The organism is Mycolicibacterium moriokaense, assembly GCF_010726085.1.
Taxonomy (GTDB): domain Bacteria; phylum Actinomycetota; class Actinomycetes; order Mycobacteriales; family Mycobacteriaceae; genus Mycobacterium; species Mycobacterium moriokaense.
On record NZ_AP022560.1, the window covers coordinates 3,278,842 to 3,293,618 of the forward strand.

14 protein-coding genes are annotated in these 14,777 nt (G+C 65.6%); 8 read left to right on the forward strand and 6 right to left on the reverse strand.

Annotated elements, in window-relative coordinates; genetic code table 11:
* Positions 1-97 precede the first annotated feature (97 nt).
* Positions 98-607 carry a TetR/AcrR family transcriptional regulator gene (locus G6N43_RS15965; protein WP_234810079.1) on the reverse strand — a complete coding sequence of 170 codons (510 nt, stop codon included), beginning with the start codon at positions 605-607 and terminating at the stop codon, positions 98-100.
* A gap of 136 nt (positions 608-743) precedes the next feature.
* Here G6N43_RS15965 and G6N43_RS15970 point away from each other — a divergent pair, with 136 nt between their 5' ends.
* The 3 genes from G6N43_RS15970 (at position 744) to G6N43_RS15980 (ending at position 3,106) form a co-directional block, all read left to right on the forward strand.
* On the forward strand, positions 744-1,577 hold the full coding sequence (locus tag G6N43_RS15970) for a mycofactocin-coupled SDR family oxidoreductase (RefSeq protein ID WP_083150676.1): 834 nt from the start codon (positions 744-746) through the stop codon (positions 1,575-1,577).
* Positions 1,578-1,587: 10 nt separating this feature from the next.
* A complete protein-coding gene (locus G6N43_RS15975) occupies positions 1,588-2,787 on the forward strand; it encodes a cytochrome P450 (protein ID WP_083150677.1) in 1,200 nt (399 codons plus the stop codon).
* Positions 2,788-2,884: 97 nt separating this feature from the next.
* Entirely contained in the window at positions 2,885-3,106 is a 222-nt protein-coding gene (locus G6N43_RS15980) for a hypothetical protein (RefSeq protein ID WP_083150678.1), read from the forward strand.
* 50 nt (positions 3,107-3,156) lie between these two features.
* Here the strand turns inward: G6N43_RS15980 and fadD1 are convergent, their stop codons facing one another.
* Positions 3,157-4,734, reverse strand: a complete 1,578-nt coding sequence (fadD1, locus tag G6N43_RS15985) for a fatty-acid--CoA ligase FadD1 (protein WP_083150679.1) — start codon at positions 4,732-4,734, stop codon at positions 3,157-3,159.
* 23 nt (positions 4,735-4,757) lie between these two features.
* On the opposite strand from fadD1, the gene G6N43_RS15990 reads away from it, so the two are divergent.
* Positions 4,758-5,822, forward strand: coding sequence for an amidohydrolase family protein (locus G6N43_RS15990; RefSeq protein ID WP_083150680.1), 1,065 nt, complete (start codon positions 4,758-4,760; stop codon positions 5,820-5,822).
* 1 nt (position 5,823) lies between these two features.
* Here the strand turns inward: G6N43_RS15990 and G6N43_RS15995 are convergent, their stop codons facing one another.
* Positions 5,824-6,981: a Zn-dependent alcohol dehydrogenase gene (locus G6N43_RS15995; protein WP_083150681.1), complete on the reverse strand. Its 1,158-nt coding sequence runs from the start codon at positions 6,979-6,981 to the stop codon at positions 5,824-5,826.
* Entirely contained in the window at positions 6,978-8,186 is a 1,209-nt protein-coding gene (locus G6N43_RS16000; RefSeq protein ID WP_110810358.1) for a cytochrome P450, read from the reverse strand. The genes G6N43_RS15995 and G6N43_RS16000 overlap by 4 nt, the downstream gene beginning before the upstream one ends.
* Positions 8,187-8,269: 83 nt before the next feature.
* Here G6N43_RS16000 and G6N43_RS16005 point away from each other — a divergent pair, with 83 nt between their 5' ends.
* From G6N43_RS16005 to G6N43_RS16015, 3 genes are read left to right on the forward strand one after another with little or no spacing between them, the layout of a single operon-like run.
* Entirely contained in the window at positions 8,270-8,626 is a 357-nt protein-coding gene (locus G6N43_RS16005; RefSeq protein ID WP_083150682.1) for a Rieske (2Fe-2S) protein, read from the forward strand.
* A complete protein-coding gene (locus G6N43_RS16010; RefSeq protein WP_083150683.1) occupies positions 8,623-9,666 on the forward strand; it encodes an amidohydrolase family protein in 1,044 nt (347 codons plus the stop codon). The genes G6N43_RS16005 and G6N43_RS16010 overlap by 4 nt, the downstream gene beginning before the upstream one ends.
* On the forward strand, positions 9,663-10,796 hold the full coding sequence (locus tag G6N43_RS16015) for an amidohydrolase family protein (protein WP_083150684.1): 1,134 nt from the start codon (positions 9,663-9,665) through the stop codon (positions 10,794-10,796). The genes G6N43_RS16010 and G6N43_RS16015 overlap by 4 nt, the downstream gene beginning before the upstream one ends.
* 45 nt (positions 10,797-10,841) lie before the next feature.
* Here the strand turns inward: G6N43_RS16015 and G6N43_RS16020 are convergent, their stop codons facing one another.
* Positions 10,842-11,555, reverse strand: coding sequence for an SDR family NAD(P)-dependent oxidoreductase (locus G6N43_RS16020; protein ID WP_083150685.1), 714 nt, complete (start codon positions 11,553-11,555; stop codon positions 10,842-10,844).
* A 12-nt stretch (positions 11,556-11,567) separates the two neighbouring features.
* Positions 11,568-12,377, reverse strand: a complete 810-nt coding sequence (locus tag G6N43_RS16025; protein WP_083150686.1) for a FadR/GntR family transcriptional regulator — start codon at positions 12,375-12,377, stop codon at positions 11,568-11,570.
* A gap of 75 nt (positions 12,378-12,452) precedes the next feature.
* On the opposite strand from G6N43_RS16025, the gene G6N43_RS16030 reads away from it, so the two are divergent.
* A complete protein-coding gene (locus G6N43_RS16030) occupies positions 12,453-14,777 on the forward strand; it encodes a CaiB/BaiF CoA transferase family protein (protein WP_083150687.1) in 2,325 nt (774 codons plus the stop codon).

The window sequence follows — 14,777 nt, forward strand, 5'->3', positions numbered from 1 at the left end:
TTAGCCCGTATAAGTTCTCATCTTCGCACAGGTTATCTCAAGTTTTTGTGCTGCTGCTCACTACGGTCGCGAACATACGACTGGGTCACCATCCGCGTCACGACCGGGGCGTTTCGAAACGATCGAGATAATGCTTGATGAAGGTTTCCGCCTCGGCGTGACCGCGGGTTATCCCAAGGCCGCGTTCCAGCAGCACGATGCGCGCGAGACTCGTGACGATCATAGACATCACGACCGGCGGAAAGGCCTCCGTGTCCGCGCCGTGCGCGCGCATCGCGGCCTCCACGGCCCTTTCCTCTATATCTCCGAAGCGCTCCGCGTAGGCGGCGATCTCGCTGCGGATGGCCTTGCGATGGTTGGCCAGCGCCATGAACTCCATGAACAGCCGGGCACCGTGGGTGCTGTTGAGCCGCCACAGCGCATGGAGTGGCTCTTTCTCCATGAGTGCCTGCTGCTGTCGCGCGAGGTTGGTTTCGGCACCGTCGCGCAGCACGGCGATGAACAGATCGTCCATGCTCGGGAAGTAGTAGTGCACCAGTGCGGGCTTCACGCCGGCCTTCGCCGCCACCCGCCGCGAGGTCGCCGCGGCGTACCCCTCTTCCAGCATCACCTGGGCGGTCGCTCGGATGAGCGCATCGCGTGTGGCCGACGCGCGTCCACCCCTTGACCGCTCGCCATCGGTGCTGCTAGACATGGCCGCAGTCTAGATGTTGGGCGATCGCCCAACAATGAGGAGAGCGTCGATGGCTGGTCGGGTAGAGGGCAAGGTCGCGTTCATCACCGGGGCGGCACGCGGGCAGGGCCGAAGTCACGCGGTGCGGTTGGCTCAAGAGGGCGCCGACGTCATCGCGATCGACATCTGCCGCGGGTTCGAGGACTCGACAGCGCCCGCGGCCACACCTGAAGACCTCGCCGAGACCGCCGACATGGTCAAGAACCTGGACCGGCGCATCGTGACCGCGCAGGTCGACGTCCGCGACTACGACGCGATGAAGGCCGCGCTCGACAGCGGCGTCGAACAGCTCGGCGGCCTCGACATCGTCGTGGCCAACGCGGGCATCGGCACCACAGGCGTCAAGTTGCACAAGATGCGCGAGGACATCTGGGACGAGACCATCGACATCAATCTCGGGGGCGTGTGGAAGACGGTCAAGGCCGCCGTTCCTCACCTGCTCGCCCGCGGCAGCGGGTCCGTCATCATCACCAGCTCGGTCGGCGGCACCAAGGCATACCCTCAGGTGGGCCACTACATCGCCGCCAAACACGGCGTCGTCGGGCTGATGCGGACATTCGCAGTCGAACTGGGCGCCAAGAACATTCGCGTCAACACCGTGCACCCGACGCACGTGTGCACTCCGCTGTTGATGAACGAGCCGACCTATCAGCTGTTCCGTCCCGATCTGAAAAATCCCGGGCCCGACGACCTCGCCCCGATCTGCCAGTCGTTCCACTTCCTTCCGATCCCATGGGTGGAGCCGGTCGACATCAGTAACGCGGTGCTGTTCCTGGCGTCCGACGAAGCCCGCTACATCACCGGTGTCACGCTGCCCGTCGACGCCGGCAGCCTTCTGAAATAGGGGATTTCACGTGACCACCACGAATGAGACCGAGGTGTATTACGACCCGTACGACGTCGGGATCGTGGCGAATCCGTACCCGACCTACGCGCGGCTGCGCGAGGAAGCGCCGCTGTATTACAACGAGCGCTACGACTTCTGGGCGATATCCCGCTACGCCGACGTCGAGAAGGCGCTCAACGACTGGGAGACGTTCTCTAACCAGCGCAGCGACATCCTCGAGCTGATCAAATCGGACTTCGACATGCCCAAGGGTGTGATGATGTTCGAGGATCCGCCGGTGCACACCATGCTGCGGGGGCTGATGTCCCGGGTGTTCACTCCACGCCGGATGGCCGAGATCGAGGATCAGATTCGCGCCTACTGTGTGAAATGCCTTGACCCACTGGTGGGTTCGGACAGCTTCGACATCGTCGCCGAGCTCGCCGCCATGATGCCGATGCGCGTCATCGGCATGCTCCTCGGTATTCCGGAGTCCGAGCAGGTGGAGTTCCGCGACCGCAACGACGCGAACCTCCGCACCAAGCCGGGTGCGCCGATGAAGGTCGCCAAGGCCGATGCGATCGCCGACGGCCGCATGTACGCCGACTATGTGGAGTGGCGGTCGAAGAATCCGTCCGACGACCTGATGACCGCCCTGCTCAACGTCGAGTTCACCGACGAAGACGGGGTGACTCGCAAGCTGCACCGAAAAGAGGTGCTGCACTACACCCAGGTGGTCGCGGGCGCGGGCAACGAGACGACGGGCCGGCTCATCGGCTGGCTCGCCAAAGTGCTTGCTGAGCACCCGGATCAGCGTCGCGAGGTGCACCAGGACCGCTCGCTGCTGACCCGTACGATCGACGAGACCCTGCGCTTCGAACCGACGGGTCCGCATGTAGCCCGTTATATGGCAAGGGATTACGAGGCCTACGGGCAGGCGGTGCCCGCGGGCAGCGCAATGCTCCTGCTGTTCGGCGCCGCGAACCGCGACCCTGCGCGCTACGACGACCCGGACACGTTCAACATTCACCGCAGCGGTGCGCACCTGACGTTCGGCAAGGGTCTGCACTACTGCCTCGGCGCCAATCTGGCGCGGCTGGAGGGACGCGTGGCGCTCGACGAGCTGCTCAACCGGTGGCCGGAGTGGGACGTCGACTACGAAACCGCGCAGCTGGCACCGACATCGACGGTTCGCGGCTGGGAGAAGCTGCGCGTCATCGTCAAGTGATTTGTGTGCGTTTAGGAGCGGTGAGCGCTCTCTAACGCACACAAATCGCCGTCAGACGCGGCGTTTGGGATCGTCGGCCGCTGGGCAAACATTGAGCATGTCAAAGTTGATCCGTTCGGCGATCGTTGCGGCTGTGTGCGCTCCGGTATTCGCGGTCGTCACCGCGGCAGGCGGTGCGGCGCAACCACTCAACTGCCCGCCGGGGCAGTACTGGGATCCGGGTACCAACACGTGCAAGTCGGCCGTGCCGCTCAACTGCCCGCCCGGCGAGTACTGGAATCCGATCTCGAACCTGTGCCGACCGCTCGGCCAGGTGTGATTGTGTGCATCGAGGAGCGGTGAGCGCTCTCGATTGCACACAAATCGCTGTCAGGCGCGGCTGTATCGGGTGCCGCGCTCTTCGCGGACCCACAGTTCACCGTCGCCGGGCGTCGGCCCTTGCGCGGCGAGTTCACGCTTGAGCACCTTGTGCGTAGCGGTGGTCGGCAGATCGGGTGCGATGCGGACGTATCGCGGCCACGCCTTGGGCGACAGGTCGGGCTGCGCGGCCAGGAATGCCTCGAACTCGTCGGGCGAGAGGGACGCTTCGTCGTTGAGCACGATCGCCGCCATGATCTGATCGCCGACGTTCTCATCGGGCACCGCATAGACGGCGACCAGATTGATCACGGGCAACCGGCTCAGGATGCGCTCGATCGGTGCGGCCGCCATGTTCTCGCCGTCCACTCGCATCCAGTCGCCACTGCGACCGGCCAGGTAGATCCAGCCATCGGCGTCGCGGTAGGCCAAGTCGCCGGACCAGTACATGCCGTGCCGCAGGCGTTCGGCGGTCGCGTCGTCGGCGTTGTAGTAGCCGGTGAAGAAGCCCTGCCCGTCGGTGTTGACCAGTTCGCCGATCGCCTCCTCGGCGTTCAGCAGGGCGCCGTTCTCGTCGAAACGTGCGGGCGGGCACTCGGTGACCGTCTCGGGGTTGTAGATCGCCACACCCGGAAACCCTTTGCCCAGTGAGCCTTTCGGCGTCCCTTCCTCCCTCGTGATGATGACCGCGTTCTCCGTCGAGCCGAACCCGTCCCACACCGTGCAGCCGAACCGCTTCTCGAACGCCTCGATGTCCCGGTCGCTGGCCTCGTTGCCGAAGGCGATGCGCAGCGGAACCTGGGCGTCATCCGGCCCTTCTGGCGTGGCCAGGATGTAGGCCAGCGGCTTGCCGACGTAGTTCATGTAGGTGGCGCCGTAGTGCCGGATGTCCTTGACGAACCCCGATGCCGAGAACTTGGCCGGCGCCATCGCCGCGCCCCGGGCCACCCCCACACCCCATCCAGCCACCAGCGCGTTGGAGTGGAACAACGGCATCGACAGGTAGCACGTGTCGTCCTCGGTGATCTCGAACTTGTCGACGAGGGCCTGGCCCGACATCAGCACCATGAAATGAGACACCCGTACGGGTTTCGGGTTGCCACTCGTTCCCGAGGTGAAGATCAGCATGTAGGTGTCCATCGGCTCGACCTCGCGGTAGGGCGTCAGGTCGCCTGCGGACTCGATCAACCGCGTCCAGTCGTCGGTCGAGATGTCCAGGATCTGCACACCGTCGAGGTCGAGACCGTCGAGCAACGACCGGTGCTCACCGTCGGTCACCACGATCTGGCAGTCGGCGCGGCGGATATCGGCGGCCAGCGCCTCCCCGCGGCGCGTCGAGTTGATCCCGCACAGCACATAACCGCCGAGGCCCGCGGCCGCCATCTGGTTCAGGAACTCCGGGTTGTTGTCCATCAGCACGCCCACGTGCAGCGGCCGCTCGTGATCGGTGAGCGAGAGCAGCGCGGCGGCGCGGGTCGACGCATCGCGCAGATGTTCGCGCCACGTCCAACTGCGCTCGCCGTACTTGACCGCGACGGTGTCCGCCGTCGCGCGTTCACGGAGCAATTGCTGGATGGTCTCGCTCGGCATGCTGCTAGTTCTAGCATCCACCCATGCGGATCATTGATGCCGACGGCCATGTCGCCGAGGGTGCGTCGCTCGCGGTCGAGGCGATGCAGCGCTGGCCGGATTTCATCGCGCCGCGATCGGACGGCCGCGCGCTGGTCATCGAGGGCCGCAACTACCCGGAATCCGAAGGCCCGGGTGCCGGCTGCCCGCGCGAACACGGGCTGTCGAGGGCGCCCGGCATCGACTACACGTCGCCGGAGGGCGTGCTCGGCGACGCCGACCGCGACCACATCGACACGATGGTGCTGTATCCGAGCCTCGGGCTGTGCGCACCGACGCTGGAAGATCCGGAGTTCGCCACGGGATTCGCCCGGCTCTACAACCAGTGGATCGCCGACTACTGCCGCTCGAGCGGCGGCCGGTTGCGGGGGATCGCGGTGACGCCGATCGAACACGGCGCCGTGGCCATCGACGTCATGCGCGAGGCCAAGGAGCTCGGACTCGTCGCGACCCACGTCCCGCCGGCGCTCAAGACGCGCAATCTCGACCACCCCGACCTCGACCCGTTCTACGCCGCGGCCGTCGAACTGGACATGCCGCTCGGTATCCACGGCGCGCCGGGTATGCACCTACCGAAGGTCGGCGTCGACCGGTTCACCAACTACATCCAGGTGCACTGTGTGAGTTTCCCGTTCGACCAGATGACGGCCATGACGGCGCTCATCTCCGGCGGCGTCTTCGACCGGCACCCCGACCTGCGTGTCGCGTTCCTGGAAGCCGGGGTGGGATGGGTGCCGTTCTTCATCGACCGGCTGCACGAGCATTTCGAGAAGCGCGGCGACTGGATCGAAGGTGGCTGGCGGCGTGACCCGCAGGAGTATCTGCGGGCGGGCAACATCTGGACGACGTGTGAGCCCGAGGAGCCGATATTGCCGGGCGTCATCGACGTACTCGGCGACGACTTCATCATGTTCGCCAGCGACTATCCCCACTGGGACGGTGAATGGCCGCACAGCACAGAGCATTTGCGGAATCGCCCCGACATCGGGGACGAGTCGCGGGCGAAGATCGGCGGACTGAACGCCCAGCGGTTCTACGCGCTCAACTGATTCAGTCGAGGCTGAAGTCGATGATGCCGCGGATGATCTCGCCGTTCAGCTGATCGCGGTAGCCGTCGTTGATCTCGTCGAGCCGATAGCGGCGGGTGATCATCTCGTCGAGCTGCAACAGTCCCGCTTCGTAGAGGCGGGCGAAGCGTGCGATGTCGACGCGGGGGTTGCACGACCCCAACACCGTGCCGACGAGGTTCTTGTTCCACAGGATGAACTCCTGCAGGTTGATCGAGATCGAGTTCGTGAGTTGCTTCGTCATTCCGGTGAGGACGCACGTCCCGCCCTTGCGCGTCAGCGTCAGCGCCGCTTGGACGTCCTCACCCGCGATCAACGACGGCGAGACGATGACGCTGTCGGCCATCACTCCGTGGGTGAGGTCGCGGACGAGGTCGGCGGCCTCCTGGGTGCTCGAAACGCTGTGCGTGGCACCGAAACCCAGGGCTGACTTCTGCTTGAACTCCACCGGGTCGACGGCGATGATCTGTGCCGCGCCTTTGATGCGTGCCGCCTGGATGGCCCCGGTGCCGATGCCGCCGACCCCGACGACCACGACCGTGTCGCCGGTCTTGACGTTGGCGCGGTTCTCCACCGAACCGTAGCCCGTCGGAATGCCGCACGAGAGTAGCGCCATCGGGAGCAGCGGGAGATGCGACGGGATCTTGACGATCGAATCCGTCGACACCACAGTGTGTTTGGAGAAGGCGCCGACCTTCGACAGGTGACCGAGGTTTCGTCCGTCGGCCGTGTGATGGCGAAAGGTGCCGTCCGTCGGCATACCGGGGATCATGACCTGCGCACCCATGTCGCAGATGTATTCCATCCCGGAGTTGCACCATCTGCATTGGCCGCAGACGGCGACGAAGGTGCTTACGACGTGGTCGCCCGGCGCGAAGGCCGTCACCCCGTCGCCCACTTCGAGCACCACGCCCGCGCCTTCGTGGCCACCGATCAGCGGGAACATCGATGGCAGACCGAACGACTGCATCACCTCGTTGGACGCGGACATGTCGCCGTTGCGGATGTGCTCGTCGGAGTGGCACAAGCCCGCGGCGGCCATCTCCACGAGCACTTCACCCGCACGTGGCGGATCGAGCTCGAACTCCTCCACCGACCAGGGCTGACCCATGTCGTGCAGGATCGCCGCGCGACTTCTCATGCGACTTTGCGGAATGTCACGGGCAGGCGGTTGGGTGAACGGAACGGGATGCCAACGATTCTCGTGTCGTCGTCGGCCATCAGCTCGAAGTCCGTCAATCGGTCGAAGAGGCTGGTGAGCATCGCCTTCGTCTCGACCCTCGCCAGATGCATGCCGAGGCAACTGTGGATGCCGCCCGCGAAGGAGATGTGCGCCCGGCGCGGTCGGTGGATGTCGAACACCTCCGCGTTCTCCCAGCGCGTCTCGTCGCGGTTGGCCGACCCCATGCACAGGTTCACCTGCGCACCTTCCGGAATGGTGATGCCGTGCATCTCGAAATCGCGGTTGACGACGCGGGCCACCACGACGAGCGGCGTCTCATACCGGATGCCCTCCTCGATGGCGGCGGGAATGAGGTCGCGATTCCGTTGGAGCTCTTCGAGCTGGTCCGGATGGGTTAGCAAGAGCTGCAACAGGTTTCCCGAGGACCGGTAGGTGGTTTCCAGCCCGGCCGGTAGCAGCAGGCGCAGAAACGAGATGATCGCCTCGTCGGAGAGCTTCTCCCCGTCGATCTCCGCCGCGACGAGATCGCCGATGACGTCGTCGGTCGGCTTCCTTCGCCGTTGGTCCACTTGTTCCTGGAAATAGGTGCCCAGTTCGGCGGATGCGTTCAGGCCGGCCTCGACGTCCTCGATGATCGAGATCAGGTCGAACGAGAGCTTCCGGAACATGTCCAGATCGTCCTGCGGAAGGCCGAGCAGGGCTGCGGTGACTCGGGTGGGGAATTCGAACGTCACCGCCTTGACCAGATCCACCTCGCCGTCGTCCTTGAACGCGTCCACCAGTTGATCGCAGATCGGATCGATCACCTCGGGCTCCCACTGCGCCAGGGCGCTCTGCTTGAACGCCTTGCTCACGAGGCTGCGGTGGTCGTGATGCTCCTTGCCGTGCATGCCGAGGATCGTCGGCCCGAAGACCAGCTCGATCGTGTTGTGGTACATCTGCGAGCCGAACACCTCGTCCTCACGGAACGCGGTGAACACGCTTTCGAAGTCGAACAACACCCAATGCTCAGCGTCTTTGAGCTCCGGCGGCGTCAGTTCGCTCTGCAGGAGCGAGCCCCTCCACACGGGGTTGGTTTTCCGCATCTGCGCGAAATACGGGTAGGGATCGTTCACCAGATCGGGGGCGGCGGATTGGTCGTGCGCGTCGGTGCTCGTGGTCACGGTTGCCTCCCGGCGGCAGATCTAGTACGTCTGTCGCTCTATCTTTACTATTTTAGTATTCTAGGTCAAGGAATGGAGGTGACATGGAGCGCCGAGCGGTGTGCGCGATCGAGGATCTGCCTCCGGGAACCATGAAATTGGTGCAGGCCGGCAAGTACGGCGTGGGCGTCTACAACATCGACGGCACGCTGTACGCGATCGCGAACTACTGCTCGCACGAGGGCGCTCCACTGTGTCTCGGCTACACCAGGGGCACCACCGAATACGACCCTGAGATGCCCGACCAGATCCGACATGTGCGCGAAGGCCAGATCGCGCGCTGCCCATGGCATCAGTGGGAATTCGATATCACCACAGGGGAGAACCTCGCCGACCCGAAGAAGCGAGTGCGCACCTACGAGGTCGACGTCGTCGACGGACAGGTGTATTTGACCGCATGATCATCGACGTGAACGTCCAACCGCATTTCCGGTACAACTCGGAGATTCGGCGGTATCTGGCGGCGCCGCACAAGCTGCGCGCCATCCCCGACGTCGAACAGCAGTGGTACCAAGCGCCTGGCGGCGACTACCGGCAAGATCTGTACGGCGACGGCTATCCGGGCTCGAACCCGGAGACCGTGGCGCGGCATCTGTTCGACGACAACGGTGTCGACTACGCGATCCTCAACCCGCTGACGCGCGGCAACATCGCCGACTATCTGCTGAACAGCCGGATCTGCGCCGCGGTCAACGACTGGCTGCTCGACGTCTGGCTCGAACCGGACACGTCGAACCGGTTCCTGGGCACCATCCGGGTCAACCCTGAGGACGTCAAGGGTGCGGTCGCCGAGATCGAGCGGTGGGCCGGTCATCCGAAAATGGTGCAGGTCGGTGTTCCGATGCAGTCGCGCGAGCCGTACGGCAAGCCGATGTTCGAGCCGATCTGGGAAGCCGCCGCCGCACACGGACTGCCGGTGGCCGTGCATATCAACGGCGGTAACGGAGTCGATCATGCGCCGACCTTCGCCGGCCATGCTTATACGTATCCGGGTTATGCGGCCTTCATGCCGCTGAACTCGTTCGTGCACCTGGCGACGCTGATCATCGAGGGCATGTTCGGCAGGCACCCGGGCCTGCGGTTCGTCTTCGCCGACGGCGGCTACGACATCCTGACGCCGCTGATGTGGCGGCTGGACACGTTCTGGATGTCGATGCGCGACCAAACCCCTTGGGTGGACAGGTTTCCCAGCGCGTACCTGCCAGATCATGTGCGGTTCTGTTCGTCCGCTCTGGACGGGCCGACGGGCGAGAGTCAGGTCGAGCGGTGGATGGACTTCACCGACAAGGCGGACCTGCTGATGTACGGGTCGAACTACCCGCATTGGTCGACGATCGGACCGGATGCCGTTGTCGCCGGTCTTAACGACGCCCAGCGGGAGAAAGTGCTGTGGCGCAACGCAAGTGACATGTACGGGCTCGTCGAAGGGAGCCTGCTATGACGATCGCCCAGGATGTTGCTGCGAAGACCGCGGCGCGTGACGTCGAGGTGACGATCGTCGACACCGACGTCCATCCGCTGCCGGTGTCGGCTGAGGTGCTCAAGTCGTACGCGCCTGCGGAGTGGAAGGACAAGCTCTGGCCGACGGGAAACGCGGTGTCGCCGGTGCCACACTTCTACGACACGCCGGACTCCTACAAGACCAACTCGCTGCGGGTGGACGCCGCCCCGCCGGGAGGCGGTATCCCGGGCAGCGATCCGGACTTCGCCGCCAAGCAGTTGTTGATCGACGCCGGTGTGAGTATCGCTGTGCTGGAGCCGATGTGCGACGCCCAGCTGCCGCAGGCCGAGCACGTCTTGAAGGCGACCTACAACGACTGGCTCGCCGACGTCTGGCTCGGCGAGAACAACTGGCACGGCCGGTGGCGCGGCGCGATCAGTGTCACCGCCCAAGACCCCGAAGCGGCCGCGCGGGAGATCGAGCGGTGGGCCGGGCACCCGTACATGGCCGAGGTGCTGATGACACCGCAGACCCGCGGGATCCCGTTCGGCAGCCCACATTTCGACCTGCTGTACGCGGCGGCCGCCCGGAGCGGCCTCCCGGTCGCCACCCACCTGATGGGACAGACACCGTACGAGTTGATCCCGATCTATCCGGTCGGTAACCCCGCGCATTGGCACGACTTCTTCGCGTCGTGGCCGCTGCTGTACGTGTCTCATCTGATGAGCCTGGTGTTCGACGGTGCCTTCGACCGACACCCCGAGCTGCGGGTGGTGTTCGTCGAGGGCGGCTTCACGTGGGCGCTGCCGGTGATGTGGCGGATGGACCGAATCTGGGAGCAGCGCAAGGCCGATCTGCCGCACGTGCGCCGCAGGCCGTCAGACTACGTCCGCGAGCATGTGCGGTTCACGACGCAACCTCTCGAGGACGTCGACCTGGGGGAGTACCGCGAGTATCTCGAGATGATGGACCTCGGCGACAACCTCATGTTCTCGACGGACTACCCGCACTGGAGTTACGACTCGCCGGACTGGGCGATCCGCCGGTTCCCCGCCGACCAGCGTGAGCGCATCATGCGGGGTAATGCGACGGCGCTGTACGGCCTGCCGGCGACGGTCAAGGAACTGTGATTTCGGCGTGCTAAGTCTCGCTGAGCGTGACCCAGCACGCCGAAATCACCCTGGAGCGCGGCGTTCGGCCTCGAGCGGGACCACCGGATCGCGGGCGTGCGGGCCGCGTGTGACGGCGTGCAAACGGATTTCGGGCAGGTCGACCGACGGGTCCAGAGTGTCGAGCCAGGCGACGGCGTCCGCGACGTCGGCGGCACGGATCGCGTACATCTCGAACGGCACCTCCTGCAGCATCTCGGTTTCGACGGGTCCCGGCGTGACGATGTGCACGTTGATCCCGTCGCGGTCGACCTCACGCGCGAGTGCACCGGCGAACGCGTTCATGCCGGCCTTCGACGCCGAGTAGGCCGTCCGCGCGAGCATCGGTTCATGTGCCGCCGACGATGAGATTAACACGAAGCGCGACCCCGGCTTCATCTTCGGCAGCACTGCCGATGTCACGACGAAACATGAATCCAGATTCGCCGACATCGTCGCGCGCCACTGCGCGAAAGTCTGCTTGCGCGCGTATGTTCCGCCGAGGATGCCCGCCGCATGCACGACGAGATCGATCTGGTCGAGCGCCGCCACCGCGGGTGCGAACGTCTCGGGTTGCGTCGCGTCGGCGACGACGTAGCGCGCACCCAACTCCGCCGCCGCGGCGCGCAGCGGCTCCTCGCGGCGGGCCGTCAGAACGACGTCGTAGCCGAGCTCGGCGAGCTTGCGCCCGCAGGCCTTTCCGATTCCACCGCTACCGCCGGTGACCAGGGCGTTACGCACTAGAGAGCACCTCTAGTGCTTACGTTGAACCAGCGCCTGCGGCGACAGCGCCACGATCCGCTGCTCGGGATCGCCTGCGCTGAAGTAGGTCTGGGTGTCAGCGATGTGGCGGGCCGACAACTTGCGGGCACGTTCGCCGTCGCCGGCCTCGATGGCGTCGGCGATCTTGTTGTGCACCGTCATGGCGATGCGGCGCTGGCTCATCGACGGGTACTCGCCCCGCGCCGTGGTCTCCTGTGCCCACCAGTTGAGGTGACCGGTCCAGAGCGTCTCGAGGCTGCCGACGACGGCGATCATCGTGTGGTTGCCGCAGCCGCGGACGACCTCGTCGTGGAACTGGCCGCCGAGTTCGGTGAACTTCGGTCCGTCCTCGATGTTCTCGGCCATCGCCTTGTTGATCTCTTTGAGCTTGGGCACGAGCTCGTCGCCGCGGTCGGGGCGCCGGGCCGCCAGCGCCGCGCACATGGGCTCGAGCTCCTGAAGCGCGGTCCCCAGATCTGAGAGTGGCACGGTGTCGCTCTGTAGCAGCAGTCCGAGCATGTATGCCGCGCTGGCTTTCGCGGGGGCGTGCACGACCGCGCCACCGCGATTGCCGCGGCGCACCGATACCAGACCCTCGGTTTCGAGGATCCGCAAGGCTTCCCGCAATGACACCAGGCTGACCCGGAACTGCTCGACGAGCACCTCCTGGCGGGGCAGCAGGTCGCCGTCGGCCAGTTCGCCGTCGATGATCTGCCGTCGGAGTTCGTCGGCGACGATCTCGGCCGTCCGGCGCGAGCCCAGCCGGCGGCGAGCCTCGGGGCCAATACCCAAAGTGGTCATATCGCCAACAATGCTAACAGTGAAAAGCCCGCTACCTGGGGTGTATGTAATCGCTATCTGACAAAAGTAACTAAGATGACAAAGAAACCACGGGAGGTTCAGGGCTTGAGCGAGGACGCGGCACCCACCCCGTTGCACGATCTCCGTGTCCTCGAGATCAGCGATCGTATCGCGGGGGCCTACTGCGGGAAGCTGCTCACCGATGCCGGTGCCGACGTCGTCAAGGTCGAACCCGCCGAGGGTGATCGGCTGCGGCGCTTCACCGCCTGCGGAGCGGTGCCGGACGACGGTGCCGACGCCCCGCTGTTCACCTTCTTGAACGCCGGGAAGCGCAGCATCACAGTACTTTCCGACGAGCTGCTCGCAGGGGCGGACATCGTCATCGTCACCGCGACCAGGTCCGCGGCGACCGCGCTCGGCATCGACCCTGACCGTCTGCTGGAACTGGCGCCCCCCCTCGTCGTCGTCACCATCTCCGACTTCGGCTGGACCGGCCCATGGGCCGAACGACCCGCAACGGAGTTCACCCTGCAGGCCGCCTCCGGGCTCACCGGCTTCCGCGGTGACCCCGCCGGTCCGCCCATCTCGATCGGCGGTGACCTCGGCGAATACCAGGGCGGCGTCTGGGCGGCGTACGGCGCGCTGGCCGCACACCACGGGGTCCGCCACGGTGGCCGCGGCATGCACCTCGACCTGTCCATGCTCGAGGCGATCACGCTGATGCAGAGCGGCGAATGGCTGCACTCACAGCTGCTGAAGGCGCCGCACGTCCGGCGCTCGGTCGAGGTGCCCTCGATCGAACCGGCCAAGGACGGATACGTCGGCATCAGCATGGTCACCGGGCAGCAATGGCTCGACTTCGCTGCGATGGTGGAGTGTCCGGAGTTCACCGAGGTGCCGCAGCTGCAGTTCCAGATCGGGCGGTGGGATTACCGCGACTGGATCCGCGAGCGCATCGACCCGTGGATGCGTGAGCGCACGGTGGCGGAGATCGTCGAACTCGGGCAGCTGTTTCGGTTGCCGCTGGCCCCACTCGGCAACGGCGCCACGGTGACCGAGATGGACCACTTGAAGGAGCGTGGCGTATTCATCGACAATCCGGCAGGCTTTCGCCAGCCGCGTCCGCCGTGGCTGATGTCCGCCGCCGCGCCTGCGCCGATTCGTCCGGCACCCGTGGTGGGCGATTCCGCCGCCGAATCGCTATGGGAACCAAGGCAATCCGCTGCTGGCACTCCTGGGCGACCCCTCGCCGGTCTGCGCATCGTCGACTTCACCGCCTTCTGGGCGGGACCGGCGGCGACACACTCGCTGGCCGCCTTCGGGGCTGACGTCATCAAGATCGAGTCGATCCAGCGACCGGACGGCATCCGATATTCCGGCGGTATGCGCGAGGACGTCGACGACTGGTGGGAGTACGGCTGGGTCTTCCACGCCATGAACACCAACAAGCGCTCCGTGACCCTGGACCTGCAGACCAACGAGGGCATCCGGCTGATCAAGACGCTGATCGGACAGGCCGACGCGGTGATCGAGAACTTCTCGCCGCGCGTGCTGGACCAGTTCGGGCTCGGTGCCGACGTTTTGCTCGACCTCAACCCACGCCTGGTGATGGTGCGCATGCCGGCGTTCGGGCTGTCCGGCCCGTGGCGGGACAGGGTGGGCTTCGCCCCGACGATGGAGCAGATCGCCGGCCTCGCCTGGGTCACCGGCCTGCCCGACGGACTGCCGGTCACCCCGCGCGGTGCCTGCGATCCGCTGGCGGGTACGCATGCCGCGTTCGCCCTGTTGGCGGCCCTCGAATTCACTGAGCGCACCGGACGCGGCCAACTCGTCGAGGTGCCGATGATCGAGAGCGTCCTCAACGTGACCGCCGTGCAGCCAATCGAATTCGAGATCTTCGGGTCGGTCCTGGAGCGCCGCGGTAACCGGGGACACCACCCTGGCGAAACACAGGACGTGTACCGGTGCGCCGGTGACGACGACTGGATCGCGGTGACCGTACGCAGCGACGCCGAAGCCGACGCCCTCGCGGCACTGGCTGGGGATGCTGACCCTGTGGAATGGTTCACCACCCAGGATGCCGCCACCGTCGTCGAGCGTCTCGTGGCGGCCGGAATCCCCGCGGCAGAGGTGATTTCGCCATCCGTCGTGATCGACAACCCGCAACTGCAACACCGGGGCTTCTTCGAACCCCTCACCCATCCGAGCACCGGACCCGGCCTCTATCCGTGCCCGCCTTTCGCCAGACCCGACGGCGTCGACCGGTGGCTGCGTCGCCCGCCCCCGACACTGGGTCAGCACAACGGCGAAGTGCTGACCGAATTCTGTGGGGTCACCGAGACGGACCTCGAACGCCTCGCCGCTGCCGGAATCATCGGCACCAGGCCCAAGGGGCTGTGA

Excerpts from the sequence above, each read along its gene's own strand:
- G6N43_RS15965 (WP_234810079.1), bottom strand. The coding sequence starts at position 607 with ATGCTGGAAGAGGGGTACGCCGCGGCGACCTCGCGGCGGGTGGCGGCG.
- G6N43_RS15970 (WP_083150676.1), top strand. The coding sequence starts at position 744 with ATGGCTGGTCGGGTAGAGGGCAAGGTCGCGTTCATCACCGGGGCGGCA.
- G6N43_RS15980 (WP_083150678.1), top strand. The coding sequence starts at position 2,885 with ATGTCAAAGTTGATCCGTTCGGCGATCGTTGCGGCTGTGTGCGCTCCG.
- fadD1 (WP_083150679.1), bottom strand. The coding sequence starts at position 4,734 with ATGCCGAGCGAGACCATCCAGCAATTGCTCCGTGAACGCGCGACGGCG.
- G6N43_RS15990 (WP_083150680.1), top strand. The coding sequence starts at position 4,758 with ATGCGGATCATTGATGCCGACGGCCATGTCGCCGAGGGTGCGTCGCTC.
- G6N43_RS15995 (WP_083150681.1), bottom strand. The coding sequence starts at position 6,981 with ATGAGAAGTCGCGCGGCGATCCTGCACGACATGGGTCAGCCCTGGTCG.
- G6N43_RS16005 (WP_083150682.1), top strand. The coding sequence starts at position 8,270 with ATGGAGCGCCGAGCGGTGTGCGCGATCGAGGATCTGCCTCCGGGAACC.
- G6N43_RS16010 (WP_083150683.1), top strand. The coding sequence starts at position 8,623 with ATGATCATCGACGTGAACGTCCAACCGCATTTCCGGTACAACTCGGAG.
- G6N43_RS16015 (WP_083150684.1), top strand. The coding sequence starts at position 9,663 with ATGACGATCGCCCAGGATGTTGCTGCGAAGACCGCGGCGCGTGACGTC.
- G6N43_RS16025 (WP_083150686.1), bottom strand. The coding sequence starts at position 12,377 with ATGACCACTTTGGGTATTGGCCCCGAGGCTCGCCGCCGGCTGGGCTCG.
- G6N43_RS16030 (WP_083150687.1), top strand. The coding sequence starts at position 12,453 with ATGACAAAGAAACCACGGGAGGTTCAGGGCTTGAGCGAGGACGCGGCA.